Source organism: Vibrio sp. AIC-3 (assembly GCF_013114515.1).
Taxonomy (GTDB): Bacteria; Pseudomonadota; Gammaproteobacteria; order Enterobacterales; family Vibrionaceae; genus Vibrio; species Vibrio crassostreae_C.
This window is the reverse complement of sequence record NZ_VTXG01000002.1, coordinates 262,589-279,964: the sequence shown is the minus strand read 5'-3', so window position 1 is coordinate 279,964 and position 17,376 is coordinate 262,589. Positions and strand designations below refer to the sequence as shown.

General features: G+C 44.5%; 17 protein-coding genes, 1 riboswitch and 1 other annotated feature. Of the genes, 12 read left to right on the top strand and 5 right to left on the bottom strand.

Annotated elements, in window-relative coordinates:
• Positions 1 to 2: 2 nt before the first annotated feature.
• Positions 3 to 170 (bottom strand): hypothetical protein, encoded by a 168-nt coding sequence (locus F0229_RS02825; RefSeq protein ID WP_017057057.1) that lies wholly within the window; start codon positions 168 to 170, stop codon positions 3 to 5.
• Between the two features lie 276 nt (positions 171 to 446).
• Between F0229_RS02825 and htpX the strand changes: the two genes are divergently transcribed.
• The gene (gene htpX, locus F0229_RS02820) at positions 447 to 1,310 is read left to right on the top strand and encodes a protease HtpX (protein WP_029235495.1); all 864 of its coding nucleotides are present in this window, start codon (positions 447 to 449) and stop codon (positions 1,308 to 1,310) included.
• Between the two features lie 314 nt (positions 1,311 to 1,624).
• Here the strand turns inward: htpX and purB are convergent, their stop codons facing one another.
• The 3 genes from purB to mnmA all read right to left on the bottom strand — a co-directional run bounded on the left by purB (position 1,625) and on the right by mnmA (position 4,936).
• Entirely contained in the window at positions 1,625 to 2,995 is a 1,371-nt protein-coding gene (gene purB / locus F0229_RS02815; RefSeq protein ID WP_017068077.1) for an adenylosuccinate lyase, read from the bottom strand.
• Positions 2,996 to 3,138: 143 nt separating this feature from the next.
• Positions 3,139 to 3,756 (bottom strand): high frequency lysogenization protein HflD, encoded by a 618-nt coding sequence (hflD, locus tag F0229_RS02810; protein ID WP_017060259.1) that lies wholly within the window; start codon positions 3,754 to 3,756, stop codon positions 3,139 to 3,141.
• A 43-nt stretch (positions 3,757 to 3,799) separates the two neighbouring features.
• On the bottom strand, positions 3,800 to 4,936 hold the full coding sequence (gene mnmA, locus F0229_RS02805) for a tRNA 2-thiouridine(34) synthase MnmA (RefSeq protein WP_017060260.1): 1,137 nt from the start codon (positions 4,934 to 4,936) through the stop codon (positions 3,800 to 3,802).
• Between the two features lie 204 nt (positions 4,937 to 5,140).
• Here mnmA and F0229_RS02800 point away from each other — a divergent pair, with 204 nt between their 5' ends.
• Both F0229_RS02800 and F0229_RS02795 read left to right on the top strand, forming a co-directional pair.
• Positions 5,141 to 5,410, top strand: coding sequence for a hypothetical protein (locus F0229_RS02800; protein WP_010439986.1), 270 nt, complete (start codon positions 5,141 to 5,143; stop codon positions 5,408 to 5,410).
• 102 nt (positions 5,411 to 5,512) lie between these two features.
• Complete coding sequence (locus tag F0229_RS02795) at positions 5,513 to 6,817, top strand: inosine/guanosine kinase (protein WP_017060261.1); 1,305 nt, start codon at positions 5,513 to 5,515, stop codon at positions 6,815 to 6,817.
• Between the two features lie 194 nt (positions 6,818 to 7,011).
• Here the strand turns inward: F0229_RS02795 and F0229_RS02790 are convergent, their stop codons facing one another.
• Positions 7,012 to 7,422, bottom strand: a complete 411-nt coding sequence (locus tag F0229_RS02790; protein ID WP_017060262.1) for an H-NS family nucleoid-associated regulatory protein — start codon at positions 7,420 to 7,422, stop codon at positions 7,012 to 7,014.
• A gap of 364 nt (positions 7,423 to 7,786) precedes the next feature.
• A riboswitch (Lysine riboswitch) is annotated at positions 7,787 to 7,964 on the top strand.
• 112 nt (positions 7,965 to 8,076) lie between these two features.
• Here F0229_RS02790 and F0229_RS02785 point away from each other — a divergent pair.
• The 9 genes from F0229_RS02785 to hisIE all read left to right on the top strand — a co-directional run bounded on the left by F0229_RS02785 (position 8,077) and on the right by hisIE (position 17,323).
• The gene (locus F0229_RS02785) at positions 8,077 to 9,669 is read left to right on the top strand and encodes a Na+/H+ antiporter NhaC family protein (RefSeq protein ID WP_017060263.1); all 1,593 of its coding nucleotides are present in this window, start codon (positions 8,077 to 8,079) and stop codon (positions 9,667 to 9,669) included.
• 190 nt (positions 9,670 to 9,859) lie between these two features.
• Positions 9,860 to 9,995, top strand: a sequence feature (His leader region).
• Positions 9,996 to 10,048: 53 nt separating this feature from the next.
• Positions 10,049 to 10,945 (top strand): ATP phosphoribosyltransferase, encoded by an 897-nt coding sequence (gene hisG, locus F0229_RS02780; protein WP_017060264.1) that lies wholly within the window; start codon positions 10,049 to 10,051, stop codon positions 10,943 to 10,945.
• Positions 10,945 to 12,246: a histidinol dehydrogenase gene (gene hisD / locus F0229_RS02775; protein ID WP_017065318.1), complete on the top strand. Its 1,302-nt coding sequence runs from the start codon at positions 10,945 to 10,947 to the stop codon at positions 12,244 to 12,246. Before hisG ends, hisD begins: the two co-directional genes overlap by 1 nt.
• 9 nt (positions 12,247 to 12,255) lie before the next feature.
• Positions 12,256 to 13,296: a histidinol-phosphate transaminase gene (hisC, locus tag F0229_RS02770; RefSeq protein WP_017068074.1), complete on the top strand. Its 1,041-nt coding sequence runs from the start codon at positions 12,256 to 12,258 to the stop codon at positions 13,294 to 13,296.
• A 131-nt stretch (positions 13,297 to 13,427) separates the two neighbouring features.
• Positions 13,428 to 14,516 carry a bifunctional histidinol-phosphatase/imidazoleglycerol-phosphate dehydratase HisB gene (gene hisB, locus F0229_RS02765; RefSeq protein WP_017060267.1) on the top strand — a complete coding sequence of 363 codons (1,089 nt, stop codon included), beginning with the start codon at positions 13,428 to 13,430 and terminating at the stop codon, positions 14,514 to 14,516.
• Between the two features lie 9 nt (positions 14,517 to 14,525).
• Complete coding sequence (hisH, locus tag F0229_RS02760; protein WP_017060268.1) at positions 14,526 to 15,140, top strand: imidazole glycerol phosphate synthase subunit HisH; 615 nt, start codon at positions 14,526 to 14,528, stop codon at positions 15,138 to 15,140.
• Between the two features lie 43 nt (positions 15,141 to 15,183).
• Entirely contained in the window at positions 15,184 to 15,921 is a 738-nt protein-coding gene (gene hisA / locus F0229_RS02755) for a 1-(5-phosphoribosyl)-5-[(5-phosphoribosylamino)methylideneamino]imidazole-4-carboxamide isomerase (protein ID WP_012604374.1), read from the top strand.
• Positions 15,903 to 16,676: an imidazole glycerol phosphate synthase subunit HisF gene (gene hisF / locus F0229_RS02750; RefSeq protein WP_017060270.1), complete on the top strand. Its 774-nt coding sequence runs from the start codon at positions 15,903 to 15,905 to the stop codon at positions 16,674 to 16,676. Before hisA ends, hisF begins: the two co-directional genes overlap by 19 nt.
• Entirely contained in the window at positions 16,673 to 17,323 is a 651-nt protein-coding gene (gene hisIE / locus F0229_RS02745) for a bifunctional phosphoribosyl-AMP cyclohydrolase/phosphoribosyl-ATP diphosphatase HisIE (protein ID WP_017060271.1), read from the top strand. Before hisF ends, hisIE begins: the two co-directional genes overlap by 4 nt.
• Positions 17,324 to 17,376: the final 53 nt, after the last annotated feature.

The window sequence follows — 17,376 nt, the reverse complement described above, 5'->3', positions numbered from 1 at the left end:
GATCAATGTTCTTTTGTAAGTCCCATTAGTGCTTGTTGTGTCTCTGTTATATTGGTTTGCGCTGCTTGTGGCGTAAGAATACCGATCTGTTTCTTTGCTTCTTCTTCAGTAATCCCTAGGTGACAGCACAGTAAATCGATAGCCATTTGAGTGTTAGTACCTTCAACCATGATCCTTTCCTTTTGTTCCATGAACTAGCCAATACAGTAATTGACTGACACTCTAAACGGATCGTTGGTGGTTAACCATACTACTTAGGTCTAATGGACGATTGAGAAATGAACCACTCCCGTAATCAAATGTTGCAATTTAATGCTTAACCTTGTTTTCTTAATCTAAGACTATATGTATAAGTAAGTATAAGTCTTCAAGGTTGGAATCTATTGCTGTCTGCCTTGTCTATAACAATAAGTTTTATAAAAACAGCTTTCATGCGGAGATAAGTAATGAAGCGAGTAATGTTGTTCCTTGCAACTAACCTAGCGGTTGTATTGGTACTAAGTGTTGTTCTTAATGTTGTATACGCAGTTACAGGTATGCAACCCGGTAGCCTCTCAGGTTTATTGGTGATGGCTGCGGTATTTGGTTTTGGCGGCTCATTCATTTCATTAATGATGTCGAAGAAAATGGCGCTACGCTCGGTAGGCGGCATGGTCATTGAAAGCCCACGTAACGAAACAGAACATTGGTTGATGGAGACGGTAAGCCGTCAATCTCAACAAGTTGGTATTGGTATGCCAACAGTGGCGATCTACGACTCGCCAGACATCAACGCATTCGCGACAGGTGCTAAGCGTGACGATTCATTGGTAGCAGTATCAACAGGCCTGCTGCACAACATGACGCGTGATGAAGCTGAAGCAGTATTAGCGCATGAAGTGAGCCACATCGCGAACGGTGATATGGTGACCATGACGTTAATGCAAGGTGTAGTGAACACGTTCGTTATCTTCCTATCTCGTTTCATCGCCAACATTGTTGCGTCGAATGACAACGAAGAAGAGGGTGGCAGCAACATGATGGTGTACTTCGGTGTGTCTATGGTGTTGGAATTGGTATTTGGTTTCTTAGCAAGCTTCATTACGATGTGGTACAGCCGTCATCGTGAATTCCATGCCGATGCAGGTGCAGCGAACCTAGTAGGTAAAGAGAAGATGATTGCAGCGCTAGAGCGCCTAAAGGTGAGCCATGAGCCACAACTAGAAGGTTCTATGATGGCATTTGGTATCAACGGTAAGAAGTCTCTAACAGAGCTTCTAATGAGCCACCCGCCGCTAGACAAGCGTATTGCTTCTCTACGTAACATGTAATCGCTACGTATTCTTCAGTCGCTAATCGACAAGATACATTTGAAAGGCTTCCTTCGGGAGGTCTTTTTTGATCTTGGCATCTAAGACAGTAAGTATTCGAGGAATAGGTGTCTGGCGATAGAGGGTTACTGGTGATGAAGCATTACGATATTGATTGGTTGATATCGCACGGATTGAGATGAGTAGGGTAATGATACTGGGTTGCTTTGTATTATTTTGCTGACGTCTCTTGTGCTCAATACACTTTGTTCCGCTCAACAAAAAGGCTTCCACATGGGAAGCCTTAGTCTATTCTGTGATTCGAAATTCGAACCTTACAGTTTGTCAGTTAGCTCGATTGCTTGGCCGATGTAGTTCGCTGGAGTCATCTCTTTCAGGCGAACTTTCTCGTCTTCAGGGATCTCAAGACCATCGATGAATGCACGCATGCCTTCGCCATCTACACGTTTACCACGAGTTAGCTCTTTTAGCTTCTCGTATGGTTTTTCGATGCCGTAACGACGCATTACTGTTTGTACTGGTTCAGCCAATACTTCCCAGTTCTTGTCTAGTTCAGCAAGTAGCGCAGCGCGGTTAACTTCAAGCTTGCTAATACCTTTCAGAGTCGAAGTGTATGCAATGATTGCGTAGCCAACACCCACACCTAGGTTACGAAGAACCGTAGAGTCAGTAAGGTCACGCTGCCAGCGAGAAACTGGAAGTTTTTGTGCAAGGTGGCTGAATACTGCGTTCGCTAGACCAAGGTTGCCTTCAGAGTTTTCGAAGTCAATTGGGTTAACTTTATGCGGCATTGTCGAAGAACCGATTTCGCCAGCAATAGTCTTCTGCTTGAAGTGACCAAGAGCGATGTAGCCCCAAACGTCACGGTCGAAGTCTAGAAGGATAGTGTTGAAACGAGCAATTGCATCGAATAGCTCAGCGATGTAATCGTGAGGTTCGATTTGAGTTGTGTACGGGTTCCAAGTTACGCCAAGAGATTCAGTGATGAACTCTTCGCTAAACTGGTGCCATTCAACTTCTGGGTATGCAGAAAGGTGTGCGTTGTAGTTACCTACAGCACCGTTGATTTTCGCTAGGATCTCAACGTTTTCGATTTGCTTGTATTGACGTTCCATACGGTACGCAACGTTAGCCATCTCTTTACCCATAGTAGAAGGAGAAGCTGGCTGACCGTGTGTACGAGACAGTAATGGAATATCACGGTACTCGTTCGCAAGTGCTTTGATAGCATCAATTACGTTACGGATTTCTGGAAGAATCACTGTGTCACGAGCTTCTTTAAGCATAAGCGCGTGAGAGGTGTTGTTGATGTCTTCAGAAGTACATGCAAAGTGAATAAATTCGTTTACAGCGTGAAGTTCAGGAACGCCAGCAACTTTCTCTTTCAAGAAGTACTCAACCGCTTTAACGTCGTGGTTAGTCGTGCGCTCGATCTCTTTGATACGTAGAGCATCTTCTTCGCTGAAGTTAGCGGCTAGTTCATCAAGAAACTGGTTAGCTTCTGCACTGAACGCTGGTACTTCTTTGATTGCATCAGTTGCTGCAAGCTTTTGTAACCAACGAATTTCAACGATAGAGCGGTACTTTAGTAGTCCAAACTCACTAAAGATGCTGCGTAATGCAATAGTCTTACTTCCGTAACGGCCGTCTACTGGTGAAACAGCAGTCAATGCTGACAGTTCCATGGTGTTCTCCTGAATTGAGTTTTCTAAATTTTGAGAGGTTTATACCAGTAACAATCTCAATTGTCACGCACATTGCGCAATCGTTTGCGTGAGAGTTGTGTTGATACAAAAAACAAGCTCGCGACGAGGCGCGAGCTAATAAACTACATTCGAGCTAGTAGGATTTGAGCCTGCTCGATCATCTTCTTACGACCGAAGATAAGGTGGCGACGTTTACCGCCAACTTGACGCCATAACACAGCGCTTCGAATCCCTGATAGAAGCAGTGCGCGAACCTTATGTTGGCTCGATGTCTGCTGAAGTACAGACGGAGTACCAGAAACCTGAATGCGAGGGCCGATAGGGCTGACGACATCAAGGTAGATACTTGCAAGGTTGCTGATCATTTGCTCGTCAAACAGATCAAAGTGTTCAGTTTGGCGCTCTGCAGTTTGAATGCGGTCACCAAGCTGAGACATAGAGTCGTTGCGAGAAGACAGCTTACGCTCAAGCGCCATCAAGCTGATGATGTAACGCGTGATATCGCTACCTGCTGGAGTACTATCGATACCTTTTACTAAGCACTCAAGGCCAAGCTTTAGGTTCGCTTCACGTCCAAATACGCCCACGGTATTCGATGGGTTGGTATTTAAAATGGCACTGAGTGAAGCTTCAAAGGCATCTTTATCACAATGGCCGTCTTTCGCTACTTGTTGAACCAAAGCCACAGCTTGGCAAATTCCGGCGAAAGCAATAGTACGGTCATAAAGTGTATTAGCCACGTAGTAACTCCTAGTTGTCTTCTATCGTTTGTCGTTTGATTGATTAGATGCGCTTTTCGATGATACCACCACCAAGACATACTTCGCCTTGGTAGAACACTGCAGATTGACCTGGGGTCACTGCGATTTGTGGCTCATCAAAAATAACCTTAATGTTCTCATCATCAATTGGGATGATTGTACAAGGAATATCTGTTTGACGGTAACGTGTTTTTACCGTGCATGTCATAACTTCAGTAATTGGTGTGCGATTTACCCAATGAAGTTGAGATGCGATCAAGCCTTCTGATTTCAGAAGAGGGTGGTCTTTACCTTGTACTGCGATAAGTACATTACGCTTAAGGTCTTTTTCACCAACAAACCATGGTTCTTCGTTACCGCCACCACCTTTAGTGCCGCCAATATGAAGGCCTTTACGCTGACCTAGCGTGTGGTACATCAAACCTTGGTGTTGACCAATCACTTGGCCTTCAGGTGTTTCGATGTTACCCGGTTGTGCTGGTAGGTATTTGCCTAGGAACTCAGTGAACTTGCGCTCACCGATAAAGCAGATGCCTGTTGAATCTTTCTTCTTAGCTGTGATCAAGTCTTGCTCTTCAGCAATACGTCGCACTTCTGGCTTCTCTAATTCACCGACAGGGAATAGGCTGCGTGCCACTTGATCTGAGCTTAGCGTGTATAGGAAATAACTTTGGTCTTTGTTGCTGTCTAGACCGCGTAGCATTTCTGGTTTTACGCCAGCATCAAGCTCTTCTTGAGTTGGGAAAGTACGACGAACGTAGTGACCCATCGCAATGTAGTCTGCGTCTAGCACTTCATCCGCAAACTCTAAGAATGCTTTAAATTTGATTTCTTTGTTACAAAGAATATCTGGGTTAGGTGTACGACCTGCTTTGTACTCTTCAAGGAAGTATTCGAATACGTTGTCCCAGTATTCTGCAGCAAAGTTGATAGTGTGAAGGTGGATACCTAGTTTGTCACATACCGCTTGAGCATCAGCAAGATCTTCAGCTGCCGTGCAGTATTCTTCGTTATCGTCTTCTTCCCAGTTTTTCATGAAAAGGCCTTCTACCTGATAGCCTTGTTGCTGAAGAAGATACGCCGATACTGACGAATCTACACCGCCGGACATACCGACAATTACTTTCTTTTCGCTGTTTCCAGAGCTGATATCTGACATGTCTAAACACCGTTACTATTACTTGGTCGCAAATTCTAACAGAAAGAGAAACGCCGTGACAGATCCGAGACCGGAATCACAGTTTCATTTGCACAAATAGTGCGCTGACTTTGTTAGAGAATCGCATGAGAGCGAGGTGAGTCGCTAGGATGTCAGAAGTATATGTGGCATAGTCGCTCGAAATCCAAGACCTGAGATAAAAAAATGTCTGAACAAAACGAATTTATGCAAGAAGAAGAGCTGATTGAGATCATCGAGAACCAGCTTGAAGATGGCGAACCAGTGAAAGTGAAAGAGACGTTGATGCGTTTAATGATGACAGGCACTCCACGTGAAGAAGCAATTGCGGCTATGGCATGTGCACTGGCAATTGAAGTATTTGACGTTATGAAAAACGGCGCGGAGTTTAATCAAAAACGTTACGCAGAGCATTTGGGCATGCTGCCTGATTTAAGCTTTATGGAAGGCGAATAAAAAAAACCTTCAGCAAACGTTTGCTATAGTTTGAAAGATTGCCGCGTTAAATATAGCGCGGTAGAATCCGCCACCTATTTCCCCTTGACTTAGACTAGCCCTATGAAATTCCCTGGACAACGTAAATCAAAGCACTACTTTCCGGTTCACGCTCGTGATCCTCTAGTGAGCCAAGCTCAAAGCAGTAAAAGAATGTCACGCACTCATATTATCGGTATTGACCAAACATTGGTGGATATTGAAGCAAAGGTGAGTTCTGAACTTATTGAGAAGTATGGTTTGAGCAAGGGACATTCACTGGTTATTGGCGACGCAGCCGCTGAATCTTTGTATCAAGAATTAAAAGAGCAGTGCCTGATTACCAATGAATACGCTGGTGGCACAATTGGTAACACATTACACAACTATTCAGTGCTAGCGGATGACCGTTCTACACTGTTAGGTGTAATGAGCCAAGATATTAAGATTGGTAGTTACGGTTATCGCTATTTATGTAATACATCAAGCAGAATGGATCTGAACCATTTACAAGGGGTAGATGGCGCAATTGGTCGCTGCTTTGCATTAATTACAGAAGACGGTGAACGTACTTTCGCAATTAGCGAAGGACAAATGAACCAATTAAAACCAGAAAGCATTCCTGAAAAAATCTTCAAAAGTGCTTCTGCTTTAGTTTTAACGGCTTATTTAGTTCGCTGTAAGCCAGGCGACCCGATGCCTGAAGCAACAATGAAAGCGATCGAATACGCGAAGAAATACGATGTGCCAGTCGTTCTTACACTAGGTACTAAGTTCGTTATTCAAGATGATCCAGAATTCTGGAAAGATTTCCTTGAGCAACACGTAACGGTTGTTGCAATGAATGAAGACGAAGCTGAAGCGTTAACGGGTGAAAGCGATCCACTGGCTGCATCAGATAAAGCGCTAGACTGGGTAGACCTTGTTCTATGTACTGCGGGACCTGTTGGCCTATTTATGGCTGGTTATACAGAAGATGCAGCTAAGCGTGAAACGTCACTGCCTTTACTTCCAGGTTCAATTGCGGAATTCAACCGTTTTGAATTTAGCCGTCCTGCGCATAAAGATTTATGTGAAAACCCAACTAAAGTGTATTCGCACATTGCGCCATACATGGGTGGACCAGAAAAGATCAAAAATACCAATGGTGCAGGTGATGCTGCGTTATCAGCTTTATTACATGATATGGCTGCTAATAAGTACCACAAAGAAAACGTGCCAAACTCAAGTAAACACCAACATTCATTCTTGACGTACTCTTCGTTCTCACAAGTTTGTAAATATTCTAACCGTGCTAGCTATGAAGTGTTGGTTCAACACTCTCCACGTTTATCTCGTGGCCTTCCTGAAAGAGAAGATAGCCTAGAAGAAGCGTACTGGGAAAGATAAGTTACTTTCTTTAATCAGTAGTACTATCAGTATCAGTTGGTTTCTAATACTGATAGTACAAATATAAAAAAGGCTCCGAAAGGAGCCTTTTTTGTTTCTGAATATATTGAAGTCGTAAATAATACTTTGGTCGACTTAAATATTAATTCTATCGCTTAGCGTGTAATTGATTACTCACTAAGTAAACTAAATGTTTAGATAGCAAACTCTTCTAGAGATTTACCAGCATCTAGCTGTTCTTGGATAGCTGAAGGCGTACGGCCTTGACCTGTCCAAGTCTTCTCGTCGCCGTTTGCGTCTACGTATTTGTATTTCGCTGGGCGAGGAGCGCGTTTAGCTTTTGTTGTTTTAGATTTTGCTTCACCAGAAAGTGCAGCAATAAGATCGGCAACATCAATTCCGTCTTTTGCAATTTGTTCAGCAATAGCAGAAAGCTTAGCTTCTTGCTCTGCTTTAGCAGCACGCTCTTCAGCTTCAGACTCTTGACGCTCTTGTACAACAATAGTCAGCTTGTCTAGCGCTTCTTCAAGTTGCTCAAGAGTTAATTCACGTGAGAACGCACGAAGGCTGCGGATATTTAATAGAGTTTTTGTTAATTCAGACATGATATTTTCCATCAAGGTAAACTAAATAATCTTCCTAATAATAAACAGAGCCTAGGAATAAAACAAATAGTATTTCTTCTATTACATATTTAAATATAAAAGTGAGATGAATAGTTGAAAATTCAGAGCAGTATTTCTATTGAATTTATAATAATTATTAAGAATATCTTAAAAAATGATATGTGACAGGTGGAGTAGTCAACTTATGTAGACTATTCTTCTATTGATTAGTTCATTAACAAAAAGCTATTTTTCTCGGAATGATATGTTGCATTGTTGCTCTTGATGAGTACAATTGCGGCTACCTGATGCGAGGTGTTGGTTAATTTGTTGTTAAACTCTGGTTTACACGGTTAATAATGTTATCGCACGTAGAGGTGCAATTATAAAAAGTAACTTCCGTTGGGGTGATGCCAATGAACGGGAATGAAAGGTGTAATTGCCGAAGTAAATTGTATATCTAAGCAATTTGCTGGGGTTGTGCTCAATAGGTACAACACTGCCATAGTCTTAATTTTAAACTATGGAGCGCTACTGTAGGGTTGGGTGAAGTGTTCACTTCCCTTTCGCTTAGTTCAACATGAGCTTGGTCAGCCGTATCAAGTTTGTCTGCAGTAGATCTCTAGCCAAATAAAAAACTGGTTTTTGAAGATCATGAATTTAATAGATTTTGCAACATCACCTTTATCTTTGCTTCCGCCCCTTGTGGCTTTGAGCCTTGCTATTGTTACCCGCCGTGTATTGGTTTCTTTGGGTGTCGGTATCATCATGGGTGCGATTCTACTTGCTGATTACTCAGTAGGTAACGCAGCTAGCTACGTGTTTACTAAAGCATCTGGTGTTTTCATCGAAGATGGTGGCATCAACACTTGGAACATGAGCATCATTGCATTCCTAATTATTCTTGGAATGACAACGGCATTATTAACACTGTCTGGCGGTACTCGCGCATTCGCGGAGTGGGCACAGTCTCGCGTTAAGAGCAAACGTGGTTCAAAACTACTTGCTGCTTTCTTAGGTGTATTCATCTTTGTTGATGACTACTTTAACAGCCTAGCGGTTGGTGCTATCTCTCGTCCTGTAACAGACCGCTTCTATGTATCTCGCGCTAAGCTTGCTTATATCCTAGATTCAACTGCTGCTCCTATGTGTGTGATCATGCCTGCTTCTAGCTGGGGTGCTTACATCATCACGATCATTGGTGGCATCTTAGTGACACACGGTGTGACAGAGTATTCTGCACTGGGTGCTTACGTTCGTCTTATCCCAATGAACTTCTACGCTGTATTCGCACTACTAATGGTGTTCGCAGTAGCATGGTTCGGTCTAGACGTTGGTAAGATGCGTGAGCATGAGATCGAAGCATCTCAAGGCCGTGGCTTTGAAGGTGACAACGATCAAAAGCAAGCTCACGATCTAAACGAAGAGTTAGATATCGAAGAGAGCGAAAACGGTTCAGTTTCTGATCTTGTTATGCCAATCGTATCGCTAATTGTAGCGACAGTGGCTGCAATGCTTTACACAGGCGGCCAAGCGCTGGCTGCTGATGGCCAAGCATTCAACCTTCTAGGCGCATTCGAAAACACGGATGTAGGTAAGTCTCTTGTTTACGGTGGTGTTATTGGCTTACTAGTAGCACTAGCGACAGTATTCAAGCAAAAGCTATCTATGACTGATATCGCAAGAACAATGTGGATCGGTGCTAGCTCTATGTTTGGCGCGATTCTGATTCTTGTGTTTGCATGGACTATCGGTTCTGTTATCGGCGACATGAAAACGGGTTCTTACCTATCGTCTCTAGTAACAGGCAGCATTGATTACCACTGGTTACCGGTTATGTTGTTCCTTCTAGCGGGCGTTATGGCGTTCTCTACAGGTACATCTTGGGGTACGTTCGGTATCATGCTACCAATCGCGGGTGATATGGCTGCAGCATCGGATATCGCACTGATTCTTCCAATGCTAAGTGCGGTTCTAGCGGGTGCAGTATTTGGTGACCACTGTTCTCCAATCTCAGATACGACGATTCTGTCTTCTACTGGTGCTCGTTGTAACCACATCGACCACGTCTCGACTCAGCTTCCATACGCGTTGTCTGTAGCGTTCGTATCGTGCATTGGTTTCATCACTCTAGGTATGACATCTTCAATTGGCATCGCATTTGGCGCAGCGTCTCTAACGTTTGTTGCTGTATGTTTTGCATTGGCTTACTTCTCTCGCTGCAAAATGGCGACGTGCAAAAGCTAAAATTGAAAGTTAATCAGTAAACTATCAGGGAGGCGTTTGCCTCCCTTTTTTGTGCCTGTTAATTTAATTTTAAGTTTCGTGAAAAAAGTTCGAATAAATGGTTGAAAAAGGATGTCAGCTTAGTTAGTGTGGAGACAAGACAGCAAACAACCTAAGAGCTGATAAGTATGCGTAAATTAGTAATGAACATTCATCACCATCATCACCCTATCTAGTCTTTCGGGGAGATTTACGTATACCCGGGAGCAAGATTACTCCCGGAGGTTAAGTCAAAAGAATTTAGATTTAAACCCTCGGGATGACAAAGTCCCCGAGGGTTTTTTAGTTTTAGCGCTTTTAAATAATCAATAAATTCAAATATTTGCACAGGGATACAGCAATGCAGACACAACGCCTAAGAATCGCAATTCAAAAGAAAGGTCGCTTAAGTAAAGAGTGCCAAGACCTACTTAAAAAATGTGGTGTTAAATTTAATATCATGGGTGAGCGCCTAGTGGTTCACTCACTAAATATGCCAATCGACTTGTTACTCGTTCGTGATGACGACATCCCAGGTCTTATCATGGATGGTGTAGTTGACCTTGGTTTCATCGGTGAAAATGAACTAGAAGAAGTTCGTCTAGATCGTGTTGCTCTTAAAGAGCCTTCAGAGTTCCGCACACTACGTCGTTTAGACTTCGGTGGTTGCCGCCTTTCAATCGCTATTAATAAAGACGAAGAATACAATGGCCCACAAGACTTAGCGGGCAAACGTATTGCGACAACCTACCCACAACTACTTAAAGCCTACATGGACGAGCAGGGTGTTGAGTTCAGCACTTGTATGCTAACAGGTTCGGTTGAAGTCGCGCCTCGCGCTGGCCTTGCAGACGCTATCGCTGATTTAGTTTCTACAGGTGCAACGCTTGAAGCGAACGGCCTAAAAGAAGCAGAAGCTATCTTCCAATCGAAAGCAACACTGATTCAACGTGTTGGCGACTTCGACGCAGACAAGACCGCACTGATTGAAAAACTACTGACTCGTATGCAGGGTGTTCAACAAGCGAAAGAGTCGAAGTACATCATGCTTCACGCGCCAACCTCTCAACTAGAGCAAATCAAAGCACTACTGCCTGGTGCTGAAGATCCAACGGTTCTTCCTCTATCTACAGACAAAGACAAAGTTGCCGTGCACCTAGTAAGTACAGAGAACTTGTTCTGGGAAACAATGGAACAGCTGAAAGAGTTGGGTGCAAGCTCGATTCTAGTATTACCAATCGAAAAAATGATGGGGTAGTGACGATGAGAACCGTTGTTTGGCAATCTTTAAGTGAATCACAGCAAGACTCGGTATTAGAGCGTCCAGCTATTACTGAAGGTGCAAACATCACAGCGACTGTTTCTGATGTTATTGCAAAAGTACGAAATGAAGGCGATGCCGCGCTTAAAAAGCTGACTGCAAAGTTTGATGGTGTAACTCCAGAATCTATCCGAGTCAGTTCGGGTGAGATTGAAGAGGCGTGTGCTCGTCTAACACCAGAGATGAAGCAAGCGTTAGAGCAAGCTTATAGCAACATTGCTAAGTTTCACGAAGCTCAAAAGCCGCAGCCAATTAAGGTTGAGACACAGCCTGGTGTTGTGTGTGAGCAAGTGACGCGCGCGATTAATACTGTTGGCCTTTATATTCCCGGTGGCAGTGCGCCACTACCGTCAACGGTTCTTATGTTAGGTGTTCCTGCTCAAATCGCAGGTTGTCGTAAGGTTGTGCTTTGTTCACCTCCGCCAATCGCTGATGAAATCTTGTATGTCGCTAAGCTTTGTAAGATCGACGAAGTTTACAACGTTGGTGGTGGTCAAGCGGTTGCAGCAATGGCTTACGGTACCGAGAGTGTGGCTAAAGTCGATAAGATCTTCGGCCCAGGTAATGCCTACGTTACGGAAGCAAAGCGCCAAGTGAGTAATGACTTCCGCGGAGCAGCTATTGATATGCCAGCTGGCCCATCTGAAGTGTTAGTGATTGCTGATGAAACGGCTGATGCAGACTTCATTGCAGCGGATTTGTTGAGCCAAGCGGAACACGGGCCTGACTCTCAAGTAGTATTGGTAACTCCATCTCCAGTGGTTGCAGACCAAGTAACAGAAGCGGTTCAAAAGCAACTGAAAGAACTGTCTCGTGCGAACATCGCTCAGCAAGCATTGGCTTCAAGCTTAATCATCATTGCTGAATCGATCACTCAAGCGATTGCGATTTCGAATTTCTACGGTCCTGAGCACTTGATCGTTCAAACCAAGAACCCACGTGAATTGCTGCCATTGCTAGATAATGCAGGCTCAATTTTCCTTGGTGACTGGTCTCCAGAATCTGCAGGTGACTACGCATCCGGCACAAACCACGTTCTTCCGACTTACGGTTATACCAAGACGTATTCAAGCCTAGGTTTGGCTGATTTCTCTAAGCGAATGACGGTGCAGGAGCTAACAGCCGATGGGTTGAAAGGCCTAGCGCCAACAGTAGTAACAATGGCGGAAGCCGAAGGTTTGGATGCACACAAACGCGCTGTGACTATCCGAGTTGAAAAGTTAAATAAAGCGAAATAAGGGTAGGGCATGGAAAAGTTAGCAAGAAAACAAGTTCAGGCTCTAACACCTTACTTGTCTGCAAGACGCATAGGCGGTACTGGTGATGTATGGCTAAACGCCAACGAATCTCCGTTTGATAACGAGTACAACCTGAACTTGTCTCGTCTTAACCGTTACAGCGAATGTCAGCCAAAAGAGCTGATTGATGCTTACGCTCAATACGCAGGCGTGAAATCAGAGCAAACTCTGACAACGCGTGGTGCTGACGAAGGTATTGAATTACTGATTCGTGCTTTCTGTGAGCCGAACGAAGACGCTATTCTTTACTGCCCACCCACTTACGGTATGTACGCAATCAGTGCAGAGACGATTGGTGTTGAGCGTAAGGTTGTGCCTCTGACTTCTGAATGGCAATTGGATCTTCCAGCTATCGAAGCTCAGCTCGACAACGTAAAAGTGGTGTTTGTTTGTAGCCCAAATAACCCAACCGGTAATTTGGTTGATCGCAAAGACATCATCAAGTTGCTTGAAATGGCACAAGACAAAGCGATTGTGGTGATGGATGAAGCGTATATCGATTTTTGTCCAGAAGCGTCAACCGTTGATTTGCTTGAGCAATATCCAAACCTAGCGATTCTGCGCACCTTGTCGAAGGCCTTTGCTTTGGCGGGCTTACGTTGTGGCTTTACGCTAGCGAACAAAGAGCTTATCGATGTACTGTTGAAAGTGATTGCTCCTTATCCAGTGCCAATCCCTGTTGCTGACATTGCCGTTCAAGCACTTTCAGAGCAAGGACTCGCGCGAGCTAAGTTCCAAGTTCTGGATTTAAGTGCTAACCGAGCGTATTTGCAGGCGGGTCTATTAGGTATGCCTCAAGTGACGGTTTTTGATGGCTGGGGTAACTACTTACTGGTGAAATTCCCGAACGGCGATGAGTTATTTAAAGCGGCTTGGGATACGGGCATTATTTTGCGTAATTCACCTATTGAAGACTGTGTTCGTATTAGTATTGGTAACCGCGAAGAGTGCGAAAAGACACTTGGATTCATTCGTAACTTTTATCAGTAACGAAAGGCTTACCAGTAATAACATTTGCCAGTTTGAGTTGATTAATCGCAGATTGGCAAGTGAAACCAATATTTTGGGTTAGCGTTTGATTTTAGCTAGGCCACCAGATTTAAAATTAAAAGGAAGTTCAAGTGAGTAAACAACAGAAAATACTTTTTATAGACCGTGACGGCACCTTAATTGTAGAGCCGCCAGTTGACTTTCAAGTAGATCGTTTAGACAAGCTAAAATTCGAACCGCGAGTAATTCCTAGCCTACTTGCACTGCAAGACGCTGGTTACCGTCTAGTGATGGTGACTAACCAAGATGGTCTAGGTACCGATAGCTACCCACAAGAAGATTTCGATGCACCACACAATATGATGATGGAGTTCTTCGAATCTCAAGGCGTTAAGTTTGACGACGTGCTTATTTGCCCTCACTTTGACGAAGACAACTGCTCTTGCCGTAAGCCTAAACTGGGTATGGTTAAAGAGTACCTACAAGGCGGTAAAGTCGATTTCCAACACTCTGTTGTGATTGGCGACCGAATGACGGATCTTCAACTGGCAGAGAACATGGCTATCCGCGGTATTCAATATGGCCCGGATGCGGAAACTGAAGGCACGCTTAACTGGCCACAAATCGTTAAAGATCTGACGGTTAATGCGCGTATTGCTGAAGTAGTTCGTACTACTAAAGAAACCGATATCAAGGTTGCAGTAAACCTTGATGAAACCGGTGGCAACAAGATCGATACCGGCATGGGTTTCTTCGACCACATGCTTGATCAAATCGCGACACACGGTGGTTTCCAAATGAACCTGACTGTGAAGGGCGACCTGCACATTGATGATCACCACACAGTCGAAGATACCGCTCTGGCTTTAGGCCAAGCATTGAAAGATGCACTAGGCGACAAACGTGGTATTGGCCGTTTTGGTTTCAGCCTACCAATGGATGAGTGTTTGGCTCAGTGTGCGTTAGACCTTTCTGGTCGTCCATACCTGAAGTTCGATGCTAAGTTCAGCCGTGAGCAAGTGGGTGATCTTTCAACCGAGATGGTGGTTCACTTCTTCCGTTCTCTAACTGATACATTGGCTTGTACGCTACACCTTTCTTCTGATGGCAATAATGATCACCACATCATTGAGAGCCTGTTCAAAGCGTTTGGCCGTACTCTTCGCCAAGCAATCAAAGTTGAAGGTAACGAGTTACCAAGCAGCAAAGGCGTTCTGTAAGGGTTCGGTATGAAAGAGCAAAAAGTCGTTATTATTGATACTGGTTGTGCCAACGTTTCATCGGTGAAGTTTGCGATTGAACGTCTGGGCTACGCAGTTGAAATTTCAAAAGAACCAGAAGTTGTTCTTGCTGCCGACAAGCTATTCCTACCCGGTGTAGGTACAGCAAGTGAGGCAATGAAGAACCTGCAAGAGCGTGACCTTGTTACCCTTGTCAAGCAAGTTGAGAAGCCTCTGCTGGGTATCTGTTTAGGTATGCAGCTGTTAGGCAAACTGTCTCAAGAGAAAGGTCAAAAGGCTGATGAGTTAGTTGAATGCCTAGGTTTGTGTGATGGCGAAGTTCGTTTACTTGAAACGGGCGACTTACCATTACCACACATGGGTTGGAACACAGTAACAGCAACGCCTAATCACCCGCTATTTAAAGACATTGAAGAAGGCGAATACTTCTACTTTGTTCATAGCTTCGCAATGCCAGTGGGCGACTACACAATCGCACAATGTGATTACGGTAATCCGTTCACTGCGGCGGTTCAAAGTGGCAATTATTATGGTGTTCAGTTCCACCCAGAGCGATCTTCGAAAGCTGGCTCTAAGCTGATTCAGAACTTCTTGGAATTGTAATAAGGATTAGGCAGCGGCTAACGTTGCCATATAAGGAATGTAAATGATTATTCCCGCGTTAGATTTAATTGAAGGCCAAGTAGTTCGCTTATTCCAAGGAGACTACGGGCAAGTAACAGAATACAAAGTAGACCCAGCAGAGCAGTTTAATCTGTACCACCAAGCTGGCGCTGGCTGGCTGCACCTTGTTGACTTAACGGGCGCAAAAGACACAACGGCTCGTCAGTTAGACTTGATTGCTAAGCTCCTTGCTAGCACGCCTGCGAACATCCAGATTGGTGGTGGCGTGCGTAACGAACAAGATGTCGTTGATCTGCTAGAAGCTGGCGCACAGCGCGTTGTGGTTGGTTCTACAGCCGTTAAGCAACCTGAGTTGGTGAAAGGTTGGATGGAGAAGTATGGCGCGGAAAAAATCGTGCTGGCTCTAGACATCAACATTGATGAAAGCGGCACACGTAAAGTGGCGATTTCAGGTTGGCAAGAAGATTCAGGTGTGACTATTGAAGCGCTGATTGAAGACTACCTCACGGTTGGCCTTAAACACGTGCTGTGTACCGATATTTCACGTGACGGCACGCTAGAAGGATCAAACGTAGAGCTCTATGTTGATCTTTGTAAGCAGTACCCACAAGTGCAATTCCAATCATCGGGCGGCATTGGCAGCCTAGCTGATATCGAAGCGCTTAAAGGCAGCGGTGTTGCGGGTGTGATTGTGGGTCGTGCGCTACTTGATGGCAAGTTTACCGCAGAGGAGGCATTTGCATGTTGGCAAAGCGAATAATCCCTTGTTTGGATGTCCGTGACGGACAAGTGGTTAAGGGCGTTCAGTTCCGTAACCACGAAATTATTGGTGACATCGTTCCGCTAGCACAACGCTATGCAGAAGAGGGCGCCGATGAATTGGTATTTTATGACATCACCGCATCAAGTGATGGCCGTGTGGTCGATAAAAGCTGGGTGAAACGCGTAGCTGAAGTGATCGATATCCCTTTCTGTGTCGCTGGTGGTATTAAATCAGCAGAAGATGCAGCGCGCATTCTTGAGTTTGGTGCGGATAAAGTGTCAATCAACTCACCGGCATTGGCTAATCCACAGCTGATTACTGACCTTGCTGATAAGTTTGGCGTTCAGTGTATCGTTGTCGGTATCGATTCATACTTCGACAAAGAAACCGGTAAATATCAGGTTTACCAATTTACAGGCGATGAAGCGCGTACTAAAGCAACCAAATGGGAAACCAAAGATTGGGTGCAGGAAGTACAGAAGCGTGGCGCAGGTGAGATTGTGTTAAACATGATGAACCAAGATGGCGTTCGTAACGGCTATGATATCGATCAGTTAAACATGGTGCGTGAAGTGTGTAATGTGCCATTGATTGCCTCTGGTGGCGCTGGTGCAATGGAGCACTTTGCTGAAGCTTATAAAAAGACCAACGTGGATGGAGCACTTGCGGCTTCGGTATTCCACAAACAAGTCATCAATATTGGTGAACTTAAACAGTATTTAAAACAACAAGATGTAGAGGTGCGACTATGAGTTTTGAACCCGTAAGCTTATCAAAAACAGAAGTAGGCGCATTGTCAGAGCGTATTAACTGGGAAAAAGTAGATGGCTTAGTGCCAGCGATTGTTCAAGATTACCAGTCAAGCCAAGTGCTAATGATGGGATACATGAACCCAGCCGCACTTGAGAAAACGGGTGAAACTGGCAATGTGACGTTTTTCTCTCGCACAAAAGAGCGTCTTTGGACGAAAGGTGAAACGTCGGGCAATGTATTGCAACTGCAAAACATCGCCTTGGACTGTGACAGCGACACCTTACTGGTTAAAGTTAATCCCATTGGTCCAACGTGCCACACAGGTACAACAACGTGTTGGGATGGAGACAAGCAAGAAGAGTCTCAGATGGTGTGGCTTCATCAGCTTGAGCAGCTATTGGCTGCCCGCAAGGACGCCGATCCTGAATCTTCTTATACTGCCAGTCTATATGCCCGTGGCACCAAGCGTATTTCGCAAAAAGTGGGCGAAGAAGGCGTTGAAGTCGCGCTTGCGGCGACGTCGGGCGATAAGGCGGAGTTAGTGTGTGAATCAGCAGATTTGATTTACCACCTAATGGTTCTTCTTCAAGACCAAGGCTTATCGATGGATGATGTGGTAAACAAGCTGAAAGAGCGTCATAAGTAAGCTCTCTTTAGATTAATAGAACCGCGTAAAAGACAGACAAAAGCCCCGCAAAC